Origin of the sequence: Clostridioides sp. GD02367 (assembly GCF_045900275.1) — a bacterium.
GTDB lineage: Bacteria > Bacillota > Clostridia > Peptostreptococcales > Peptostreptococcaceae > Clostridioides > Clostridioides difficile_A.
The window spans coordinates 123,191-142,147 of sequence record NZ_JBJODK010000001.1 but is presented as its reverse complement, the minus strand read 5'-3'; the positions used below and the strand labels follow the sequence as shown (position 1 = coordinate 142,147).

At 28.6% G+C, this 18,957-nt stretch carries 17 protein-coding genes; 10 read left to right on the top strand and 7 right to left on the bottom strand.

What is annotated here, in order from left to right; genetic code table 11:
• Positions 1-62: 62 nt before the first annotated feature.
• A complete protein-coding gene (locus tag Q3223_RS00555; RefSeq protein ID WP_407811443.1) occupies positions 63-896 on the top strand; it encodes a MerR family transcriptional regulator in 834 nt (277 codons plus the stop codon).
• Positions 897-988: 92 nt separating this feature from the next.
• Here the strand turns inward: Q3223_RS00555 and Q3223_RS00550 are convergent, their stop codons facing one another.
• On the bottom strand, positions 989-2,350 hold the full coding sequence (locus Q3223_RS00550) for a hypothetical protein (RefSeq protein ID WP_219672881.1): 1,362 nt from the start codon (positions 2,348-2,350) through the stop codon (positions 989-991).
• A gap of 262 nt (positions 2,351-2,612) precedes the next feature.
• Between Q3223_RS00550 and Q3223_RS00545 the strand changes: the two genes are divergently transcribed.
• The 3 genes from Q3223_RS00545 to Q3223_RS00535 are packed head-to-tail and all read left to right on the top strand — an operon-like array spanning position 2,613 to position 4,957.
• Positions 2,613-3,785 carry a M20 family metallopeptidase gene (locus Q3223_RS00545; protein WP_074180148.1) on the top strand — a complete coding sequence of 391 codons (1,173 nt, stop codon included), beginning with the start codon at positions 2,613-2,615 and terminating at the stop codon, positions 3,783-3,785.
• 13 nt (positions 3,786-3,798) lie between these two features.
• Complete coding sequence (locus Q3223_RS00540; protein ID WP_054271393.1) at positions 3,799-4,446, top strand: nucleoside recognition domain-containing protein; 648 nt, start codon at positions 3,799-3,801, stop codon at positions 4,444-4,446.
• 1 nt (position 4,447) lies between these two features.
• Positions 4,448-4,957, top strand: coding sequence for a nucleoside recognition domain-containing protein (locus tag Q3223_RS00535; RefSeq protein ID WP_054271392.1), 510 nt, complete (start codon positions 4,448-4,450; stop codon positions 4,955-4,957).
• Between the two features lie 221 nt (positions 4,958-5,178).
• Here Q3223_RS00535 and Q3223_RS00530 read toward each other — a convergent pair whose 3' ends face one another.
• On the bottom strand, positions 5,179-6,291 hold the full coding sequence (locus tag Q3223_RS00530; protein WP_231301223.1) for an alanine racemase: 1,113 nt from the start codon (positions 6,289-6,291) through the stop codon (positions 5,179-5,181).
• Positions 6,292-6,606: 315 nt separating this feature from the next.
• Here Q3223_RS00530 and Q3223_RS00525 point away from each other — a divergent pair, with 315 nt between their 5' ends.
• The 3 genes from Q3223_RS00525 to Q3223_RS00515 all read left to right on the top strand — a co-directional run bounded on the left by Q3223_RS00525 (position 6,607) and on the right by Q3223_RS00515 (position 10,908).
• A complete protein-coding gene (locus tag Q3223_RS00525) occupies positions 6,607-7,140 on the top strand; it encodes a dihydrofolate reductase family protein (protein WP_054271390.1) in 534 nt (177 codons plus the stop codon).
• 250 nt (positions 7,141-7,390) lie between these two features.
• Positions 7,391-9,118, top strand: coding sequence for an ABC transporter ATP-binding protein (locus Q3223_RS00520; protein ID WP_054271389.1), 1,728 nt, complete (start codon positions 7,391-7,393; stop codon positions 9,116-9,118).
• A complete protein-coding gene (locus tag Q3223_RS00515; protein ID WP_054277394.1) occupies positions 9,118-10,908 on the top strand; it encodes an ABC transporter ATP-binding protein in 1,791 nt (596 codons plus the stop codon). Before Q3223_RS00520 ends, Q3223_RS00515 begins: the two co-directional genes overlap by 1 nt.
• A 145-nt stretch (positions 10,909-11,053) precedes the next feature.
• Here the strand turns inward: Q3223_RS00515 and Q3223_RS00510 are convergent, their stop codons facing one another.
• The 3 genes from Q3223_RS00510 to Q3223_RS00500 all read right to left on the bottom strand — a co-directional run bounded on the left by Q3223_RS00510 (position 11,054) and on the right by Q3223_RS00500 (position 12,938).
• Positions 11,054-11,362 carry a hypothetical protein gene (locus tag Q3223_RS00510; protein WP_021385744.1) on the bottom strand — a complete coding sequence of 103 codons (309 nt, stop codon included), beginning with the start codon at positions 11,360-11,362 and terminating at the stop codon, positions 11,054-11,056.
• 261 nt (positions 11,363-11,623) lie between these two features.
• Complete coding sequence (locus Q3223_RS00505; protein WP_176702559.1) at positions 11,624-12,172, bottom strand: hypothetical protein; 549 nt, start codon at positions 12,170-12,172, stop codon at positions 11,624-11,626.
• Between the two features lie 94 nt (positions 12,173-12,266).
• Positions 12,267-12,938 carry a GntR family transcriptional regulator gene (locus Q3223_RS00500; protein ID WP_054271386.1) on the bottom strand — a complete coding sequence of 224 codons (672 nt, stop codon included), beginning with the start codon at positions 12,936-12,938 and terminating at the stop codon, positions 12,267-12,269.
• A gap of 391 nt (positions 12,939-13,329) precedes the next feature.
• Here Q3223_RS00500 and garR point away from each other — a divergent pair, with 391 nt between their 5' ends.
• The 3 genes from garR to Q3223_RS00485 all read left to right on the top strand — a co-directional run bounded on the left by garR (position 13,330) and on the right by Q3223_RS00485 (position 17,248).
• Positions 13,330-14,220 (top strand): 2-hydroxy-3-oxopropionate reductase, encoded by an 891-nt coding sequence (gene garR / locus Q3223_RS00495; protein WP_054271385.1) that lies wholly within the window; start codon positions 13,330-13,332, stop codon positions 14,218-14,220.
• Between the two features lie 137 nt (positions 14,221-14,357).
• Positions 14,358-15,740 carry a GntP family permease gene (locus Q3223_RS00490; protein WP_054277391.1) on the top strand — a complete coding sequence of 461 codons (1,383 nt, stop codon included), beginning with the start codon at positions 14,358-14,360 and terminating at the stop codon, positions 15,738-15,740.
• A 71-nt stretch (positions 15,741-15,811) separates the two neighbouring features.
• On the top strand, positions 15,812-17,248 hold the full coding sequence (locus Q3223_RS00485) for a four-carbon acid sugar kinase family protein (RefSeq protein ID WP_407811442.1): 1,437 nt from the start codon (positions 15,812-15,814) through the stop codon (positions 17,246-17,248).
• Positions 17,249-17,344: 96 nt separating this feature from the next.
• Here the strand turns inward: Q3223_RS00485 and Q3223_RS00480 are convergent, their stop codons facing one another.
• Both Q3223_RS00480 and Q3223_RS00475 read right to left on the bottom strand, forming a co-directional pair.
• Positions 17,345-18,199 (bottom strand): putative ABC transporter permease, encoded by an 855-nt coding sequence (locus Q3223_RS00480; RefSeq protein ID WP_054271382.1) that lies wholly within the window; start codon positions 18,197-18,199, stop codon positions 17,345-17,347.
• A gap of 271 nt (positions 18,200-18,470) precedes the next feature.
• Positions 18,471-18,794, bottom strand: coding sequence for a DUF1540 domain-containing protein (locus Q3223_RS00475; RefSeq protein WP_054271381.1), 324 nt, complete (start codon positions 18,792-18,794; stop codon positions 18,471-18,473).
• Between the last annotated feature and the right edge of the window lie 163 nt (positions 18,795-18,957).

Sequence of the window (18,957 nt, the reverse complement as noted above, 5' to 3'; positions counted from 1 at the left end):
TGAATGGATATAAAACTAGAGCATAGTTATAGTTTAGCAGAATGGGAAGGAGATGTTTAAAAATGACAATTAAAGAAGTTGAAGAAAAAACAGGATTGGCTCGTTCTAATATTCGTTTTTATGAGAAAGAGTTTTTAATTAAACCAATTCGTAATGAAAATAATGGATATAGGGAATATTCAGAGGAAAATGTGGAGGACATCAAAAAAATTGCATATTTACGTACATTGGGAATCTCTATTGAGGATATCCGTAATATTATATTACAGAAAGTATCTTTATATGAAGTTCTTGAAAAACAAGAGCAAGTTCTTAAAACTCAAATATCCGATTTAGAAAATGCTAAGAGTATGTGTGAGAAAATGTTAAAGTCTGAGGAATTAACTTATTTAAATTTAAAAGTAGAAGAATACATAACTAAGTTGCCAGAATACTGGAATAAAAACAGACCTATTTTCAAACTAGATTCTGTAAGCTTCTTATATATGTGGGGAGGAAAATTTACATGGGGAGTTATTACTCTTGCATGTTTGCTGATTGCAATAATAGTATTTCCAAAGTTGCCATCCCAGATTCCTGTTCAATGGAATAATGGAGTGGCTAATTATGTAGATAAAAAATTTATTTATGCATATCCTGTTATTTGTGTTGTGTTTAGATTTCTTTTACGTCCATTTATATGGAGATGGTTACAAATACATACTTTTCATATTGATATTATTGCAGATTATTTAACGAATTTTGTGTGTTTTGTAGCTTTGTCTGTAGAAGTATTCTCTATACTTTTTATATACAATATTGTCGAACATGTTACAGTAATTCTCTTTATAGATGCACTTGTATTTATTGTTCTACTGATAATAGGATGGTATAAACTGTTTAAAAAAAATAATTAAATTTAAAAAATTAGTAACAAGTAATGATATAAAAAATAGCCACTACAAATTATAGTTTGTAGTGGCTATTTTTTATTAACTAAATTAAATATCTACATATTATTTAAAAAAGACAAGAAGTCAATTTTATATATTTTTTTTGGTCTTCCTCTTTGGTTATCAAGTTTTGTATTTACAATAGTAGCAATTCCAGCTTTATATAAGATATTCAATATTCTATTTGCACTTCTAAGGGTTATATTCATATAGTCTGATAGTATTTCTGCTGAGACATTATTTGAATTTCTATCATTAATCATGCACATAATTTTAGATACATTAGTATTAGATAGAGGTATAAAAGAAGCAACCTTATTAGCTAATGAGCTTTCTTCAATATCATGATAATTCTTATTTGAATATAAAGGTCCTATTGTATTATTAGTATCATTTACTATAAAAGTACAGTTTCCACCTAAAGAAGAAGATTTACCATTAGCTTGACGAGCATTCTGTTCTGCATGAATATTTGTATTTCCAATACCCCAACCAATATTTAAGCTATACTTAATTTCTTTTAAATCTTCTGAAATAAAAAAGTCTGTATAATTATTGGTCATATTATTTAACATTTCTTTAGTGGTATGTATCTCTATTTTCATATCATTTTTTTTGACTTGAACACCGTAAAAACCATTTCTTGATAGCGAATCTAAGATAGTGTTATATATTTGGTTTTGTATCTCATCATTTTTAAATATCAAATCTTCATTTATATACTCTGAACTGTTTACTGTAACTATGCAAGTTGCAGATTTATTTTTGTCTAAGTTCTGTAATGTTATTTCGTTTACTAAAGATTTAAATGTATTTAAGATTGATTCTGTAGATGGAACCATATAAATACAATCGTGTCCAAGTTTATTAAGTTCACAACTAATGATGTAATTTCTAGTAAAAGAAAGGTTAATCTTATTATTTTTCAATAAATCCAAGTGTATCTCCAGTAACTTATCATTTAATTTCTTAAAGTCATACACAGGTTGAGGGATTTTAAAATCTTTAATTGTATATGGACATTTATTAGAATCTATTAATGAATAGATATCATAATAATTATTGTCTTCTCTTAAAAAATCCATGAATGATTTTGTAAAATCAATATCTTTATGGCTATTTAATAGCTTAAATAAGTATTTATAAAAATCTCTTTCATCAAGTTTTAAAAAGTTCAATGGTACTTTTATGTCCTTTATGTTTATTACAAGTTCACTATATGGAACTATACCACTACATACAAATCCATCGAAATTGTCTACTTGTTCATTGTATATATTAGGTAAATTACTAAAAGGATTTTCTCCTTTGAGTTCAATAAATGTAATTTCACAAATATTTTTTAGTTCTTTAAGAGCTTGTTTGTACTTGTCTGACATAAAATAAGATGTTGTTAAAAATCCAATTTTATATTTCATAAAACCTCCTTTAAGATTTCGAGAGTATTATAATCAATCAATTTATATCCTCATTTTATAATAGTAGATAAAACGCGTCAATTTATTTTACAAAACGAAAATTGAAAGAAAAATCAGAAAATATAAAAAATACAGAAAAAAATGTTGACTGATAAAAATAATTGTGATATTTTGTATTTAAGGACTAGTCTTTTAAAATTTCCTAAAATAAGCTTAGTTTTAGGAAATAAGTATATTTTATTAAAGAATGAAGGAGATTATTATGAATACATATTTAAATGAGATTTCTGAGTTTGTTGATGAGAATAAAGAAGAAATAGTTTCAATATGGAAAGAGATTGTCAATATGGAAAGCTATACACATTGCAAAGAAAGCGTAAATAAGTTGGCTGATAGATTAAAGCTTGAGTTTGAAAAGGAAGGTTTAGATTGTGAGCTAGTGGATGTTGGAGATAATGGTAGCACACTTATAGGAACACTTGGTTCTAATATAGATAAAAAGCCAATAATTTTTTCAGGACATATGGACACTGTGTTTGAAACAGGTACATTTGGTAAAAATCCATTTAAAATAATAGAGGGAAAAGCATATGGACCAGGTGTCTTAGATATGAAAGGTGGAATAATAATTGCTTTATATGTTATCAAAGCTTTAAATAAAATAGGGTATAAAGAAAGACCAATAAAAATAGTATTTTCTGGGGATGAAGAGATAGGACATAAGGATTCAACTGGTGGGGAAGTTATATTAAAAGAAGCAAAAGGTGGTCTTTGTGCTTTTAATATGGAAACTGGATTAGTAGACAATAGCTTGTGTGTAGGTAGAAAAGGAAGAATAGGATGTAATATACATGTAAAAGGTGTAGAGACACATGCAGGTAATGACTTTGAAGGTGGAAGAAATGCCATAGAAGAAATGGCAAATAAGATATTATGCATACAGAAATTGACCAATCTTGAGGTTGGAACTACAGCAAGTGTAAGTGTAATTAAAGGAGGAAGAGTATCAAACTCTATTCCAGAAGATTGTAATATAGAAGTAGACCTTAGATTTGAAAAAGTGGAAGAAATGGAGAATGTTAAAGAAAGAATTAGAGAAATATGTAAAGAAACTTATATAGATGGAACTTCTACAGAAGTTGACTTTATAAGCGAAATGATGGCATTTGAGACTACAGAAGATGTTATGAGATTTCATAAATTTGTAAATACAGTATCTAAAGAAAATGGGTTTGGAGAATTAAATGCTAAGAGACTTGGAGGTAGTTCAGATGCTAGTTATTTGACAATTGCAAACGTTCCCACAATCTGCTCTTTTGGTGTAAGAGGAGAATGGAATCATACATCAAGAGAATACGCATTAGTAAATTCGATGTTTGAGAGGGTGAAATTAATTTCTACAATTATTTTAAATTTAGATAAATTTGAGGTATAAAGGGGGATTTTATATGGATAAAACAACTGGAGATAATAAGGTAACATGGAAAGGGTATCTGTCTTTATTTATATTGATAGTATTATTTTCAGGAATATTTAAGGATAGTCAAGGATTTCTTAAAGCACTAGATTTTGCAAATCTTACAGGTTCATTTGGTACTATCTCAGATGGTGTAGATTTTATGGGGAAAGGAGGAACTGGAGCAAAAGATGGATTCTTATTTGCACTGACTTTAATACCAACTGTCTGTTTTGCTGTAGGTCTTATAGATGTAGTTGAATCTATGGGAGGAATGAAAGCAGCATCAAAAATATTCAATCCATTGCTTAGACCTATACTTGGTATACCTGGTATAGCAGGTATAGCATTTGTATCTTCATTTACTAGTTCAGATGTTGCTTCAATAATGACAAAAGAATTGTATGAAAGTGGAGAAATAACTGATGATGAAAGAACTATATTTGTAGCATATCAATATGCTGGTTCAGCTGTTATATTAAACACAATAAATACTCAAGCTCCACTTTTACCAATAGCATTATTGGCATTAGGCCCAATAATCCTTATAGAGATATTCTGTAAGATACTTGGTGCCAATCTAGTTAGATTAATTATAAGTATAAAAAATAAAAAGACTAAGACTAAGGAGGCTGTGTAGTATGAGTCAACAAACTAATGGAAATGCAATTGTAAATAGTAAACCTAAGAAAACTGCTGTTGAAACATTTATGGGGGGAGCAAAAAAAGGTTTCTACATAGGTGTTGAACAAATATTACCAGCTATGATAATGGGTTATGTAATAGTACAGTTTTTACAATTAACTGGACTAGTTGATATTTTAGGAAGTGTTTTTGGACCAGTAATGGGTATTTTTGGACTACCTGGAGAATCAGTTGTAGTTTTGATAGCAGCGTTCTTTGCTAAGGCAGCAGGAGCAGCTACAGCAGCAAACTTATTTGCACAAGGTCTAATTACTGCACCACAAGCAACTATATTAATTATGCCATGTATGTTAATGGGTACTCTAGTTGGTCATTATGCAAGAATAGTACTTGTAGCAAATGCTAGTACCAAGTATAGAGTGTTATTGCTGGCAGTTCCAATATTTGATGCAGTAGTGGGAATGTTGATAGTAAGAGTTTTACTTACTGTTATGGGATTAATGTAGATAAAATAAAATTATAACCTAATTATAAAGTATGTATGAGAATCTATATATGCAGAAATTGACAAATATAGTAATTATATACTAATTAAAAAAGAAGAGGTTATCTCAAAATAGAGATAAACCTCTTCTTCATTGTTGAAATGATGAAAACATATTTTCTTTTTACATTTTTAATGTCGATATTATAATAAATACATTTTGAAATTAATATAAATATGTTTTTAAAGTAGAATTTGTTGTGAATTTCCACGTATATCCACTTTGATAACTTTTTCTATTGTATCTCCTCTAAAACCTAACAAATTACTTGTCAAGTTTGCAGTAGAACAAGAATGATTAGGTATGATTCTTATTCTATCACCAATTTTTATATTAGTTTCACCATTTACTTTAATTTTTCCAACTTCTTCTGAAAGTGAATCAATAGTAAGTTCTGGATGTCCACAAACTCTGCCATAGCCAACAATACTACTATTTCCATGTGCACCTTTATCAAGTCCAAGACACTTGCTTCCACAATCTACTAAATAATATCCACTACTATTTTTTGAGATTACAGTGCACATAACAGTAAGAGCACACATATCTTCAGTAGCACAACCTAGACCTATTTGTATAGCATCGTAGTATACATAGTTTCCAGGTCTTACAGAAGTTATAGTTTTAGAAGCAGCTTCAGCTTCAACTGTTGGAGTACTACCAGAAGCTACAATTTCTACATTGAATCCATTATCAGTTAAAGCCTTGCATGCTTTCTCTAAAGAAGAATCTTCTTGAATACACACATCTGGAACTCCTTCTGGGGAACTACAACCATAGACTTGTCCTGGATGTGAGCTTATACCAACGATTTTTATGTTTTCTAGTTTTGAAATTGCAGTAGCAAGTTCAACTACTTTTTCTGGCTCAATTCCAAAACGATGTAAGCCACAATCTACAATGATAAGTAATTTACATTCAACTTTAGCCTTAGAAAAAGCTTCACTGTAAGCCTTAGCACACTCTAGATTATCTGTAGCACATATTAAATTTATTTTTGATGCCATAGATAAGATTCTATTTATATTTGCATCTCCCATGTAAGGGTAAGCCAACATAATATCTTCAAAGCCAGATTTCATTAAACATTCAGCCTCATCAAGTGTTCCAACTAGAAATCCAGTGGCTCCTGCATCTTTTTGAAGTTTTGCAATATAGGTACTTTTATGCGTCTTAAGCATAGGCCAAAGTTGCTTATTATTCTTTGAACAAATTTGTTGAACTGTATCAATATTCTTTTCTAACTGGTCTAAATCTAGTAAAAAACTTGGAGTAGCAATTTCTGAAATTTTCATGTCATTTACCACCTTTCAACAAAAGTAAAATTAACTATAAGTATTAAAGTCATTATGTTAAAATAATAGCTTTACAATATTAATAGCTTATAATTATATTATAGAACCAGTATTAAGTGAGAGCAATGTTTATTTAGACTAATTGGAATTTTCAATAAATTATTGTATTTTTAAATTATTTATATAATAATTTTTAAAATTAATGCCAACTTTATTTAAATTTGTTTTAGGAAATATTAATAGGGTATCATTGAATGAGTAAAAAAGTGATATTTACATAGAATAATCACACTATAAATATTGGAGGTATTAAATATGAGAAAAGTAGTACTTTACATTGCAATGAGTTTAGATGGATATATAGCTGAGGAAAATGGTAGTGTAGGTTTTTTAGATGAGATATATCCAGATTTTCAACAGGAGGAAGATTATAATACTTTCTACAATACAATTGATACTATTATTATGGGAAATTCAACATATACACAGATTGTAAATGAACTTAGTCCTGCTCAGTGGTATTATAAAGGTAAAGAATGTTATGTATACTCAAATACAGTTAATGGAACAACTGAAAATGTAAAGTATACAAATTTAGAACCCCAAAAACTAATTGAGCAACTTGGGAAAGAGAATAATAAAAAAGATATTTGGATAGTTGGAGGAAGTGACATAGTAAAATTATTTATGAAAGATAATCTAATTGATGATTATTATATCTATATAATGCCAATAATATTGGGTAAAGGGATTCCATTGTTTAAATCTGGTATAAACAAGACGAATTTAAACTTTAAGAGACTTAGTAATATTGGAGAACTTGTAAAATTAGAGTACAGTAAAAAATAAGAATAAAGTGCATGCCAATTTGTTATAACGTTATGAAATAAAGCATTTAAAAGACTTTTGGCTATATGAATTGACATTACTTGCCAAATGTGTTAACATATAAGCGACTTGTCGGAGGGTGTATTAAAAAGAATATGCTGGAGAAGAGAGTGCGTTAACTCTTTTCTCCTTTTTTTATAAAATTAAGTATTTATAAATTTGGTATTATTATGTAATTACATTACCTCAAAAACTAAGAAAGGAGAAAAATATGAAATTAATTTTAAGTTATTTAAAGAATTATAAGTTGTTAATAGTATTAAATATACTGGCTATATTTAGTTTTGCATTAGTTGAATTGGGTATTCCAACAATAATAGCTAAAATAATTGATAATGGTATAGCAAATCAAAATATAGCTTACATAAAACAAATGGGAATAGTGATTGTTATTATTTCTGTTATAGGAGTTGTGGGTAGTATATTGTTGGGTTATTGTTCTGCAAAGGTGTCAACAAGTGTAACTAGAGATATAAGAAATGACATATTTAAAAAATCACAAGAATTTTCACATACTGAATATAATAAGTTTGGAGTTTCTTCAATGATTACAAGAACGACAAACGATGCATTTCAAATTCAGCAATTTGTGAATATACTACTAAGAACCGCTTTATTAACACCAGTCATGTTTATTATAAGTATAATAATGACTATTAGAACAAGTGTAGAACTTTCAATGGTATTAGCTATATCAGTACCTTTTATAATTATTGGGGTAGCAATAATAGCAAAGGTATCTCAAGCTATATCTTTAAAACAACAAAAAGGATTGGATAAATTAAACCTTATATCAAGGGAAAATTTAACAGGAATAAGAGTAATTAGAGCTTTTGGAAATGATGATTATGAAACAGAAAGGTTTGAAAAAACAAATACATATTATGCTAATGTTTCTAAAAAATTATTCAAGCTTATGTCAATTACTCAACCAGCATTCTTTTTACTATTAAATATAGCCGTTTTGGTTGTATTTTGGATTTCAAGTGAGAAGATAAATATTGGAGAACTTCAAGTTGGACAATTGGTTGCATTTTTGGAATATCTTTTTCATGCTATGTTTTCAATTATGCTTTTCTCGATGGTATTTATTATGTATCCAAGAGCAGAAGTGTCTGCAAATAGAATAAAGGAACTTTTAAATGAGGAACCACTTATAAAAAATCCTGAAAATGGAATCAAAGATACTGAAAATAAAGGCATTATAGAATTTGATGATGTAACTTTTACTTATCCAGATGGAGAGGCTTCAGTACTTAAGGATATTTCATTTACTGCAAAAACAGGTGAAACAGTTGCTTTTATAGGAAGTACTGGTAGTGGAAAAAGTACTCTTATTAACTTGATACCTAGATTTTATGATGTAACAGAAGGTAGTATTAGGATAAATGGAGTAGATATAAGAGAATATGATTTGAAGGCTTTAAGAAAGAAGATAGGATTTATACCTCAAAAATCATTACTATTTACTGGTAGTATAGCAAACAATATTAGATTTGGTAAACATAAGGCAGGAGAATCAGAACTAGAATATTCAGCAAAAGTTGCGCAAGCATATGAATTTATATCAAAAAAACCTAGAAAATTCGATGAATTAATTAGTGAAGGTGGAGCAAATGTATCAGGAGGTCAAAAACAGAGACTTTCTATTGCAAGAGCTATTATAAGAAGACCTGAAATATATATTTTTGATGATAGTTTTTCTGCACTTGATTTTAAAACTGATGCAATACTTCGTTCTAAGTTAAAGAAAGAAACAAAAGAGGCAATTGTATTGATTGTTGCACAGAGAATCAGTTCTATTATTGATGCTGATAAGATTATAGTACTCAATGAGGGGCAAGTTGTCGGAATGGGAACTCATAAGGAACTATTAAAGAATTGTGAAATATACTATGAAATTGCAACATCTCAGTTGAAAAAGGAGGAATTGGAATAATGAAAAAGTCTAAAGGTTTTAAAAAAACAATTGGTAGACTTCTTCCATTTGTAAAACGATATAAATTTTCCTTTATTATAGCTATTATATGTATAATTTCAGCAGCCACTATGAATGCAATTGCTCCTAAAACAGAGGGATTAATAATAACACAATTAACTAAAGACGTAATTCGTATAGCGAAAGGAATACCTGGAGCATCTGTAAATTTTAATTATGTAATAAAAATATTGGTGCTTTTAGCATGTATATATGTTGCCAATGCAATTTTCACTTATGTTTCAAGTTTTTTACTTACAAATGCTATCCAAAATACGATGAGAGATTTAAGAAATGAAGTAGAAAATAAGATAAGAAGATTGCCAATTAGTTACTTTGATAGTAATAGCTTTGGAGATGTGTTAAGCCGTATATCAAACGACGTAGATACAATATCAAATGCCCTACAACAGAGCTTCATGCAAATTGTAAATTCAATCTTAGTAATAATCTTAGCACTTTCAATGATGTTTACAATTAACACATATATGGCAATTATAGCCCTTTTTATAATTCCAATTAGTTATTTTGTATCCAAGTTTATAGTAAAAAAATCACAAAATAGATTTTCATTACAGCAAAATGCTCTTGGAAAACTAAATGGAAAAGTACAAGAAATGTATACTGGGTTTAATGAGATAAAATTATATGGAAAAGAAGAAGACTCTATAAAAGAATTTAAAAAAGTAAATCAAGAACTTTGTGAAAATGGATTTAAGGCGCAATTTATATCAAGTATGATGAATCCAATGGTTTCATTAGTAACTTATTTTGGAATTGCAGCAGTAGCAGTTGTTGGTTCTATATATGCAGTAAGTGGAGGAATAACAGTCGGAAATTTACAGGCATTTGTACGTTATATATGGCAGATAAATCAGCCTCTTTCACAAATGACACAATTGTCAACTGTAATACAATCTTCTTTTGCAGCAATAGAGCGTGTGTTTGAAATCTTGGATGAAGAAGAGGAAATACCTGATGCTGAAAATTCAATTAAGATAGAAGATGTAAAAGGTAATGTTACATTTGAGCATGTCAATTTTGGTTATGGAGAAGATGCAACCTTAATAGAAGATTTAAATGCAGAAATAAAAAGTGGTCAGATGGTAGCTATTGTTGGACCTACTGGAGCAGGTAAAACAACATTAATAAACTTATTGATGAGGTTTTATGATGTTAAGAAGGGGGCTATTAAAATTGATGGGGTAGACATAAGGGATATGAAACGTAAAGATTTACGTTCGATGTTTGGTATGGTACTTCAAGATACATGGCTATTTAATGGAACCATTTTTGAAAATATAGAATATGGTAGATTTGGAGCTACTAAAGAAGAAATTATACAGGCAGCAAAAGTAGCAAATGTGCATCATTTTATAACGACTCTTCCAGATGGATATAATATGTTCTTAAATGAAGAAGCATCTAATATATCTTTGGGAGAAAAACAACTTTTAACCATAGCTAGAGCTTTTATATCAGACCCTTCAATATTGATACTTGATGAAGCTACTAGTTCTGTTGATACTAGATTAGAACTTATGCTTCAAAAAGCAATGAGAAATCTTATGAATGGTAGAACTAGTTTTGTTATAGCACATAGACTTTCTACGATTCGTAATGCTGACTTGATTTTAGTTATGAATAATGGAAGTATTATAGAGCAGGGGAATCATGAAGAACTTATGGAAAAAGGTGGATTTTATGAGAAGCTTTATAATAGTCAATTTGCAGATACAGAATCTGAATAGATAGCATAAAAATTTTTATAGAATTTTGTAATAAATTTAAATATTAATAATATAATTAAAAAGAGTATCAGTAAGTTATTTTGTAAATTTACTGATACTCTTTGGTTTTAAGACTAAAGGTACTTATAATTCACAACTAGTCTTGCTACATCTGATAACCAGAATTACAGTACTTTTCTTTTTTACCTTTTTGTTCTCTGACATATAATAATTCGCTTAACTTATCAATGTAATAACAATCATCACTTATGCGAATTAAACTAGTCAGATAATAACCATCTTTACTTCTAGGAATCTTTTTATTTATTGCTAAATCAATAGCTGTCTTTGCTGCTTCAAAATGCTTTAAATGTGTGTGACCTTCTTCAAAACTCTTTCTAGTATTATAAACTACATAACCTTTTTTAACTTGAAAAACTATAAATTCTTTCTTTTCATATATTTTATTAAACATTCAATCAGCCCTTCTCAAGATAGTTTTATAGCATAACATTAGAAGCTCCTAAAAAATTTTACAAAGAACATAAATATTTTATAAATTATAAAACTAAAACTATAATTTATAAAGATAATTTTCTTATTACCTATATGATAATACATATAGATTAAAATTAAATTATCTTTAAGTTAAACCAAAGTAAAATAAAAGACTAGTTATAATATTTATATGAAAAAGTACAAAATATAGTATAAGAATATAGAAAATTTAATTTATTTATTTACAATTTTTATTTCCATATGTGTACTTACCTTCAGATACCTTGTCATCATGGAAATATATTCTTTCACAGCTTTTATCTCCCCATAGAATGTTTTTTGTTATTTTGTGGGATGTATCTCCTGTAAATACTTCGGCGACAGTAGTATCTGTAACATCACAATAAAGAGATGCAAATTTTTTAAACCAAGGATTTTCCTCAAATCTTGAAAGCCAGGAAGCACCATAAGGGCAATGCAACTCTTCAAATTCAGGAACCCAGCCTAAGAATGGAACATCAGTTGTGCTAATAATATTGTCTGCAATTAATTCCTCTCCATTTTCATGAGCTCTTTCTCTCATAGCAATAGCTCTTTCTTCAGACCTTTCAAACAAAACTTTCTTTAATATTTCGCTAGTTTTATCTTCTCCAAGCTCTTCAAATAACACTTTGGAAAAATAAAAATATAAGTCACCAAAATGCTTACATGCCATACGAACTTCTTCAATGGCATAATCTTTGTCGATTGTTTCATTAGTTACAACATCTTCGTTCAAAAAAATCACTCCTTAAAATAATATTAGTTACACTATAATTATAGATTATTTTTTATAACTAGGAAATTAATTTAATATAAATATAATTTTACCAAAGATGATATTAAAATATTTTATTGTTGCAGAAATCTTCTAAATTAATGTATTTAGGAGTTTCCATATGAACGAGTGTCGTTCTGTAAACATCTTCAATACATCCATTCGCTATATTATTAAAAATATCTGTATGCTCTTTTAATGTTGTTTCAAGTCTTCCCTCATGTGACAATGAGTCAAGAGCTAGTTTTTTTATTCTGTACATATAACTGTTAAACATCTTATCAAATTCAGTATTTTGAGCATATGAGACTATTGTTGTGTGAAATAATGTATCGTATTCAGCAAATGAATTTAAGTTTTTATCACCTAATAAAATATCTTTTTGTTTATCTAGAAGAGATTTTAATTTACTTATAGTTTCAACTGCTCTAGGTTCTTTGTATTGACTTGTAATTAAAAAAGTGCAAAACCCTTCTATCGCAGAGCGTATTTGGAATATCTCTACAATTTCATTTGCTGTGATTTGATGAATTCTAAAACCTTTACTTGGAATTATATCTATAAATCCATCTTGGCTAAGTCTTTGAAGAGCATCTCTTATTGGCGTTCTGGAGATACCTATTTCACTAGCAAGCTTTGTCTCGGAATATATTTCATTTTCTACTATTTCTCCAGACAGTATCAATTCTTTTAAGTAGTCATATGCTTGTTCTTGTAATCTTTTAAATGTAGCCATATATAATACCCCCTAAACAATATAAAAATACAAAAACTTATATAATTTTAAGCATACAACATAGTAAAAATAAGGTCAATCTTTTGAAATCTAAATTACATATAAGATGACAAAATATGAAAAATTGTTGGATAGTGATATATGATTTATATTAGAACTAGAGTAATTTAAATGTATAAATTATATGAGAAGTAGAGTGTAGTATTTTTAATTAATAGTATGTATTAAATATTATATAGAATAACTAAATATAATATAAATGTATAAAAAATACAATTTATTGTTAAAATAAATACTTTTAGAATTTATATTGACCGGTATACTGGTGTGTAGTATACTCTAAATCATAAAAAACCGTTTTCAAAAATGTGAAGATATGGAGGAAGATAAAATGAAGTTAGGATTTATTGGATTAGGAATAATGGGAAAACCAATGGCAAAAAATTTATTGAAAGATGGATGTAATCTTTTTGTGTATGATATTAATAAATCTGCTGTGGATGAACTTATATCATGTGGAGCAAAATATGCAAGTGTTTTAGAAATGGGTAAAGAGTGTGAGATAGTATTTACAATTCTTCCAAATGGAGCCATTGTACAGGATGTATTATTTGGAGTAGATGGTTTGACAAAGTCTCTAAAAGAAGGAAGTATAATAGTGGATATGAGTTCAGTTACTCCTACAGAATCTGTTTTGTGTGCAAATAAGTTAAAAGAAATGAACTTCGAATTTATAGATTCTCCAGTAAGTGGAGGAGAGCCAAAAGCAATTGATGGTACACTTGCTTTTATGGCTGGTGGCAAGGAAGAAATCTATAAAAAAGTAGAGCCATTTTTTAATATAATGGGGAGTTCATCTATTTTAATTGGAGATAATGGAAGTGGAAGTGTTACAAAACTTACAAATCAAGTAATAGTTAATTTGACAATAGCAGCAGTATCTGAGGCATTTGTACTTGCAGCAAAAGCAGGAGCAGACCCAGAAAAAGTCTATAAGGCAATAAGAGGAGGTCTAGCTGGCAGTACAATATTGGATGCAAAGATACCAATGATTATGAATCGTGACTTTAAACCAGGTGGTAAAATATCTATTAATCTAAAAGATATTAAGAATGTAATGCAGACAGCACACAATTTAGATGTGCCACTACCTATGACAAGTCAACTATTAGAAATCATGCAGACACTAAAAGTACATGGGCATTTAGAAGATGACCATGGTGCAATAGCACAGTATTTTGAAAAATTAGCAGATGTTGAAATAAAGAAACATAATGATTAATTTTAAATACATTGATGTAGTAGTAAATACATATTATTAAGATTAGATTATATAAATACAGCAAAGTTAAGTTATCATAGTAAAGAAAAAATAAGATTGATAAAATAATAAAGTAGAATGATAGAGGGGTAAAAATTATGATTACAGGATATGGACTTTTGATAGCATTTGTTATATCTATAGGAATTTTACTTGTATCGATTATTAAGTTTAAAGTAAATCCATTTTTAGCATTACTTATAACATCGATAATTACAGGTTTTATGGTTAGAATGCCTATAAATGAAATTTCAACTACAATATCGACTGGGTTTGGAAATACATTAGGAAGTATAGGTATTGTAATTGGACTTGGAATAATATTTGGAAATATTCTTTCAGAGTCAAGAGCTACAGAATCTATCGCAAAAGGTTTGTTAGCTAAAACAGGAGAAAAAAATAGTGCATTAGCTGTAACTACAGCAGGATTTTTAATCTCAATTCCAGTTTTTATGGATGCAGCTTTCGTTATAATGATGCCTATAATTAAGTATGTTTCAAGGGTAACTAAGAAATCTCTAATGGTCTTTGTATGTGCATTAGGGGTTGGGACTATAGTAGGACATGCACTTGTAATACCTACACCAGGACCTTTGGCAGTTGCAGCAAATGTAAATGCGAATGTGGGTAGTTTTATACTTTATTCTATAATTGTTGCTTTTCCAGCTGCTCTTGTAGGTGGATGGCTTTATGGAAAACGTTTTGAGAAATATCCGTCCTATGCAATTGATGAGAATGATAGAGAAAAAAATTTAGAACAGGGAGAAGATAGCATTAAGCTTGAAAATGATAACTCTTCTGAAGTACCAGGTTTTGGAATTTCTATGTTCTCTTTATTATTTCCAATACTTCTTATACTTGTATCAAATGTATTTAGTATGTTTGTGGAAAAAGGTTCTAAAATTAGTGGAATACTTGCATTTATAGGAGATAAAAACATAGCAATACTTCTTGGGATATTAGTAGCAATAGTATTTTTAAAGAAATACATAAGTAAACCTATGGGAGACGTTGTTATCGAAGCTGCCGATTCAGCTGGTTTAATACTATTAATAACAGGCTCAGGGGGAGCATTTGGTAGTGTTATAAATGCAAGTGGTATAGGTAATTTCTTAGTTGATACTATGTCTGGTCTTAGTATATCAGTTATAGTACTTGGGTTCTTGTTAAGTGCACTACTTAGGATTTCTCAAGGTTCTGCTACTGTAGCCCTAGTAACGACATCGTCAATTTTAGGGCCTACGATTTTGGCAACTGGTATGTCACCAGTTTTAGTAGGGCTTGCTATATGTGCTGGAGGAGTTGGTTTTTCTCTTCCAAATGATTCTGGGTTCTGGGTACTCTCAAGATTTAGTGGGTTATCAGTTAAAGATACTTTAAATTCTTGGACAATTGGAGGAACTATTGCTGGTGTTGTAGCATTTATAATGGTTCTATTACTTAGTGTTATAAATGGAATTATACCACTTCCAGGATTATAAATAATAAACTATTGAGTTATATTATATAGGTTATATTCAGATTACATAAATTACATAAAGGGGCGTTTTAAATGAGAGAAGTAAAACCAATTAGCATAGATATACTTAATACTTTTAAAGAAGTAGATGAGGATAAATTAAATGAACTTCTTGCAACTGAACTTAAAAATTTAGATAGAAAGATAATCGTATTAGATGATGACCCAACAGGCGTGCAGACTGTTCATGATATTTCTGTTTATACTGATTGGGACAAAGATAGTATAAAACAAGGTTTTAATGAAGAAAATAGTATGTTTTTTATACTTACTAATTCAAGAGGATTTACTGTTAATCAAACAACAGAAGCACATAGAGAAATATCAAAAAATATTGTGGATGTATCTAAAAAAACTAATAAGGATTTTATAATTATAAGTCGTAGTGATTCTACAATGAGAGGACACTATCCTCTTGAAACCGATTTGTTAAAAAGTGAAGTAGAGAAATTATCAGGAAAGACATATGATGGTGAAATAATAATGCCATTTTTTAAAGAAGGTGGCAGATTCACTATAGATAATATACATTATGTTAAAGAAGAAGAAATGCTTATACCAGCAGGCATGACTGAATTTGCAAAAGACAAGTCTTTTGGTTATAAAGCTTCTGATATAGGTGAGTGGTGTGAAGAAAAGACAAATGGAAAGTACAAGTCTAATGATATGATATACATTTCTTCTGAAGAGCTTAGAGGACTAAAGATTGAAGCTATAACAGAAAAACTTAAAATGGTTAAAGATTTCAATAAAGTCATTGTAAATGCAACTGACTATGTAGACGTAAAGGTATTTGCAATTGCATTTATACGTGCAGTAAATAGTGGAAAAGAGTTTATGTTTAGAAGTGCTGCTGCTATAACAAAGGTTCTTGGAGGAGTGAGTGATAAGGCATTACTTACTAAAGATGAGTTAGTTTCAAAAGATAATACTAATGGAGGGATTATACTTGTTGGTTCACATGTAAATAAGACCACTCAGCAATTAGAAGAACTTAAAAATTGTAAATATCCGATAGAATTTATAGAGTTTAATCAACATTTAGTTCTACAGGAAAATGGTCTAAAAAATGAAGTAAAAAGAGTTATACAAGTAGTAGAAGAAAAAATAAGTAGTGGAAAAACTGTTGCTGTTTATACTAGGCGAGAGCGTTTTGATTTAGATACAAACGATAAAGATAAACAACTTATGATTTCTGTAGAGATATCAGATGCTGTTACTAGTATAATTGGTATGCTTAATGTAAGGCCTAACTTCATTATAGCTAAAGGTGGGATTACGTCTAGTGATGTTGGTACTAAAGCACTTAAAGTAAAAAAAGCTACAGTAATGGGGCAAATAAAACCTGGTATACCAGTATGGATGACAGGTAAAGAAAGTAAATTTCCTAATATGCCATATATAATTTTCCCTGGTAATGTTGGAGAAGTCAGTACACTTAAAGAATCTGTTGAGATACTGATGGATTAGAATATCAATGGATTAGAGTATTTTATAAAAAATACTCTAATCCTTACTATTATGTATTAATATTTTTATTATTGAATTTATATTATGTTTATTAAACTATTTATCTTTTTTTATTGATTTAATGTCTTCTTTGATTTTATTCAAAATATCTTTATGTTTATTAGAGCTAATATTAGGGAATGCTTTGATAATACGTCTATGAAGTAATTTGTGGTTAGACAATAAATTATTAAGTTTATTTTTAAGCTCATCAATACGGTTTCTAACATAACGATAGTTTTCTTTTTCCTTAAGTATTTCAAATCTATCTTCTAAAGTCTCAAGTCTATTTTCAATCAAAGACTCAAGTTTGTTTTCAATAGTTTCCTGTGTAATAAGTTTGTAGTATTCTTTTTTATCTTTTAATTCTTTAATTATAAGATTGATTTGTTTTAATTTGCCATTTAATTGTAAGATTGTATGTACTGTAATTACTAAATCTAAAACAAAATAAACTTCTATAGATATAGCCAGTATAGATAGTATATTTTTAGGGATAGAGTTAATTAAATCAACTACAATAGGATGTACTATAAGCATTACAATTAATGATAATACACCAAACATAAGTGAATTTTCTAGACAAACTCTGCCATGAATATTAAATTTGTGCTTAGAATAATCCCACCAGGTCATATTAAATATTTTTTCTAATGCAAAGCTTGTAAGATATTCCATTATACTAGTTATAATTATACTAAATAAAAACAACAAGGGAATATTGTGTACAAAAGGAGTTAATGTAGCAACTATCGCTAATGCTCCAAAGCCATATATAGGACAAAATGGTCCATTTAAAAAACCTCTATTTACAAATTTCTTTTGTAAAATTGAACAATATGTAGTCTCACAACACCATCCTATAAAACTATAAATTACAAAATAAAGAAATTGAATGTAAAATATACTCATAAGCACCTCATTTCTAGTTAATATAACACTATATACTCGATATTTTATTTTTATGACTAATTTATTTAAAATTCAATTTACATATTGATTATACCAATTTATAGAAATTTATCAAATTTAATTACAGTTATAATATTATATATGATTATAATAATGAGATTTTATTCAAAATAAATAAGGGTGTCAAGTATAATCAAACTAATAGTTGTAGATACTCTACACTATGTTAGTTTAGTCATATTTGACACCCTTATATTTATTTATATTGTGATTATTTGCATTTAAAGCTAGAGCAACATGTTTCAACATAAAGATTTACTCTATCAGTTTCAGGAGCAACCAATATATTGTCAAGTGTACATAAACTACCATCTTTATTGTATTCACAGTTTTTTACACTACAAACTAATTCTTCACAATTTCTATTATTAACATTGCTTGATAGATTGCTGTAAATAGACTCATCTAAAAATGAACTACAACAAGTATGTCTATCATTGTGAGCTTTTTCACCATTTATAAAAATTTTATCTGCATAACATATATGGCTATTATTATGTGAGCAGTTAGTTACATTACAATTTATTCTTTCCAAAGTTATTACCTCCTAAACGATTATTTATTATAAATTATGTCCATATAATTACAAGAATATAACCTTTAAGAGAAAACTCTCTTTTATAAAATATCTATTCTTAGAGTAATTTGAAATGTAAATATATTTTCTTCTAAAATTTACCTAAATTGTATAAAAACTT

Excerpts from the sequence above, each read along its gene's own strand:
- garR (WP_054271385.1), top strand. The coding sequence starts at position 13,330 with ATGAAGTTAGGATTTATTGGATTAGGAATAATGGGAAAACCAATGGCA.
- Q3223_RS00480 (WP_054271382.1), bottom strand. The coding sequence starts at position 18,199 with ATGAGTATATTTTACATTCAATTTCTTTATTTTGTAATTTATAGTTTT.
- Q3223_RS00545 (WP_074180148.1), top strand. The coding sequence starts at position 2,613 with ATGAATACATATTTAAATGAGATTTCTGAGTTTGTTGATGAGAATAAA.
- Q3223_RS00520 (WP_054271389.1), top strand. The coding sequence starts at position 7,391 with ATGAAATTAATTTTAAGTTATTTAAAGAATTATAAGTTGTTAATAGTA.
- Q3223_RS00515 (WP_054277394.1), top strand. The coding sequence starts at position 9,118 with ATGAAAAAGTCTAAAGGTTTTAAAAAAACAATTGGTAGACTTCTTCCA.
- Q3223_RS00490 (WP_054277391.1), top strand. The coding sequence starts at position 14,358 with ATGATTACAGGATATGGACTTTTGATAGCATTTGTTATATCTATAGGA.
- Q3223_RS00540 (WP_054271393.1), top strand. The coding sequence starts at position 3,799 with ATGGATAAAACAACTGGAGATAATAAGGTAACATGGAAAGGGTATCTG.
- Q3223_RS00530 (WP_231301223.1), bottom strand. The coding sequence starts at position 6,291 with ATGAAAATTTCAGAAATTGCTACTCCAAGTTTTTTACTAGATTTAGAC.
- Q3223_RS00500 (WP_054271386.1), bottom strand. The coding sequence starts at position 12,938 with ATGGCTACATTTAAAAGATTACAAGAACAAGCATATGACTACTTAAAA.
- Q3223_RS00485 (WP_407811442.1), top strand. The coding sequence starts at position 15,812 with ATGAGAGAAGTAAAACCAATTAGCATAGATATACTTAATACTTTTAAA.
- Q3223_RS00535 (WP_054271392.1), top strand. The coding sequence starts at position 4,448 with ATGAGTCAACAAACTAATGGAAATGCAATTGTAAATAGTAAACCTAAG.
- Q3223_RS00510 (WP_021385744.1), bottom strand. The coding sequence starts at position 11,362 with ATGTTTAATAAAATATATGAAAAGAAAGAATTTATAGTTTTTCAAGTT.
- Q3223_RS00555 (WP_407811443.1), top strand. The coding sequence starts at position 63 with ATGACAATTAAAGAAGTTGAAGAAAAAACAGGATTGGCTCGTTCTAAT.
- Q3223_RS00525 (WP_054271390.1), top strand. The coding sequence starts at position 6,607 with ATGAGAAAAGTAGTACTTTACATTGCAATGAGTTTAGATGGATATATA.
- Q3223_RS00550 (WP_219672881.1), bottom strand. The coding sequence starts at position 2,350 with ATGAAATATAAAATTGGATTTTTAACAACATCTTATTTTATGTCAGAC.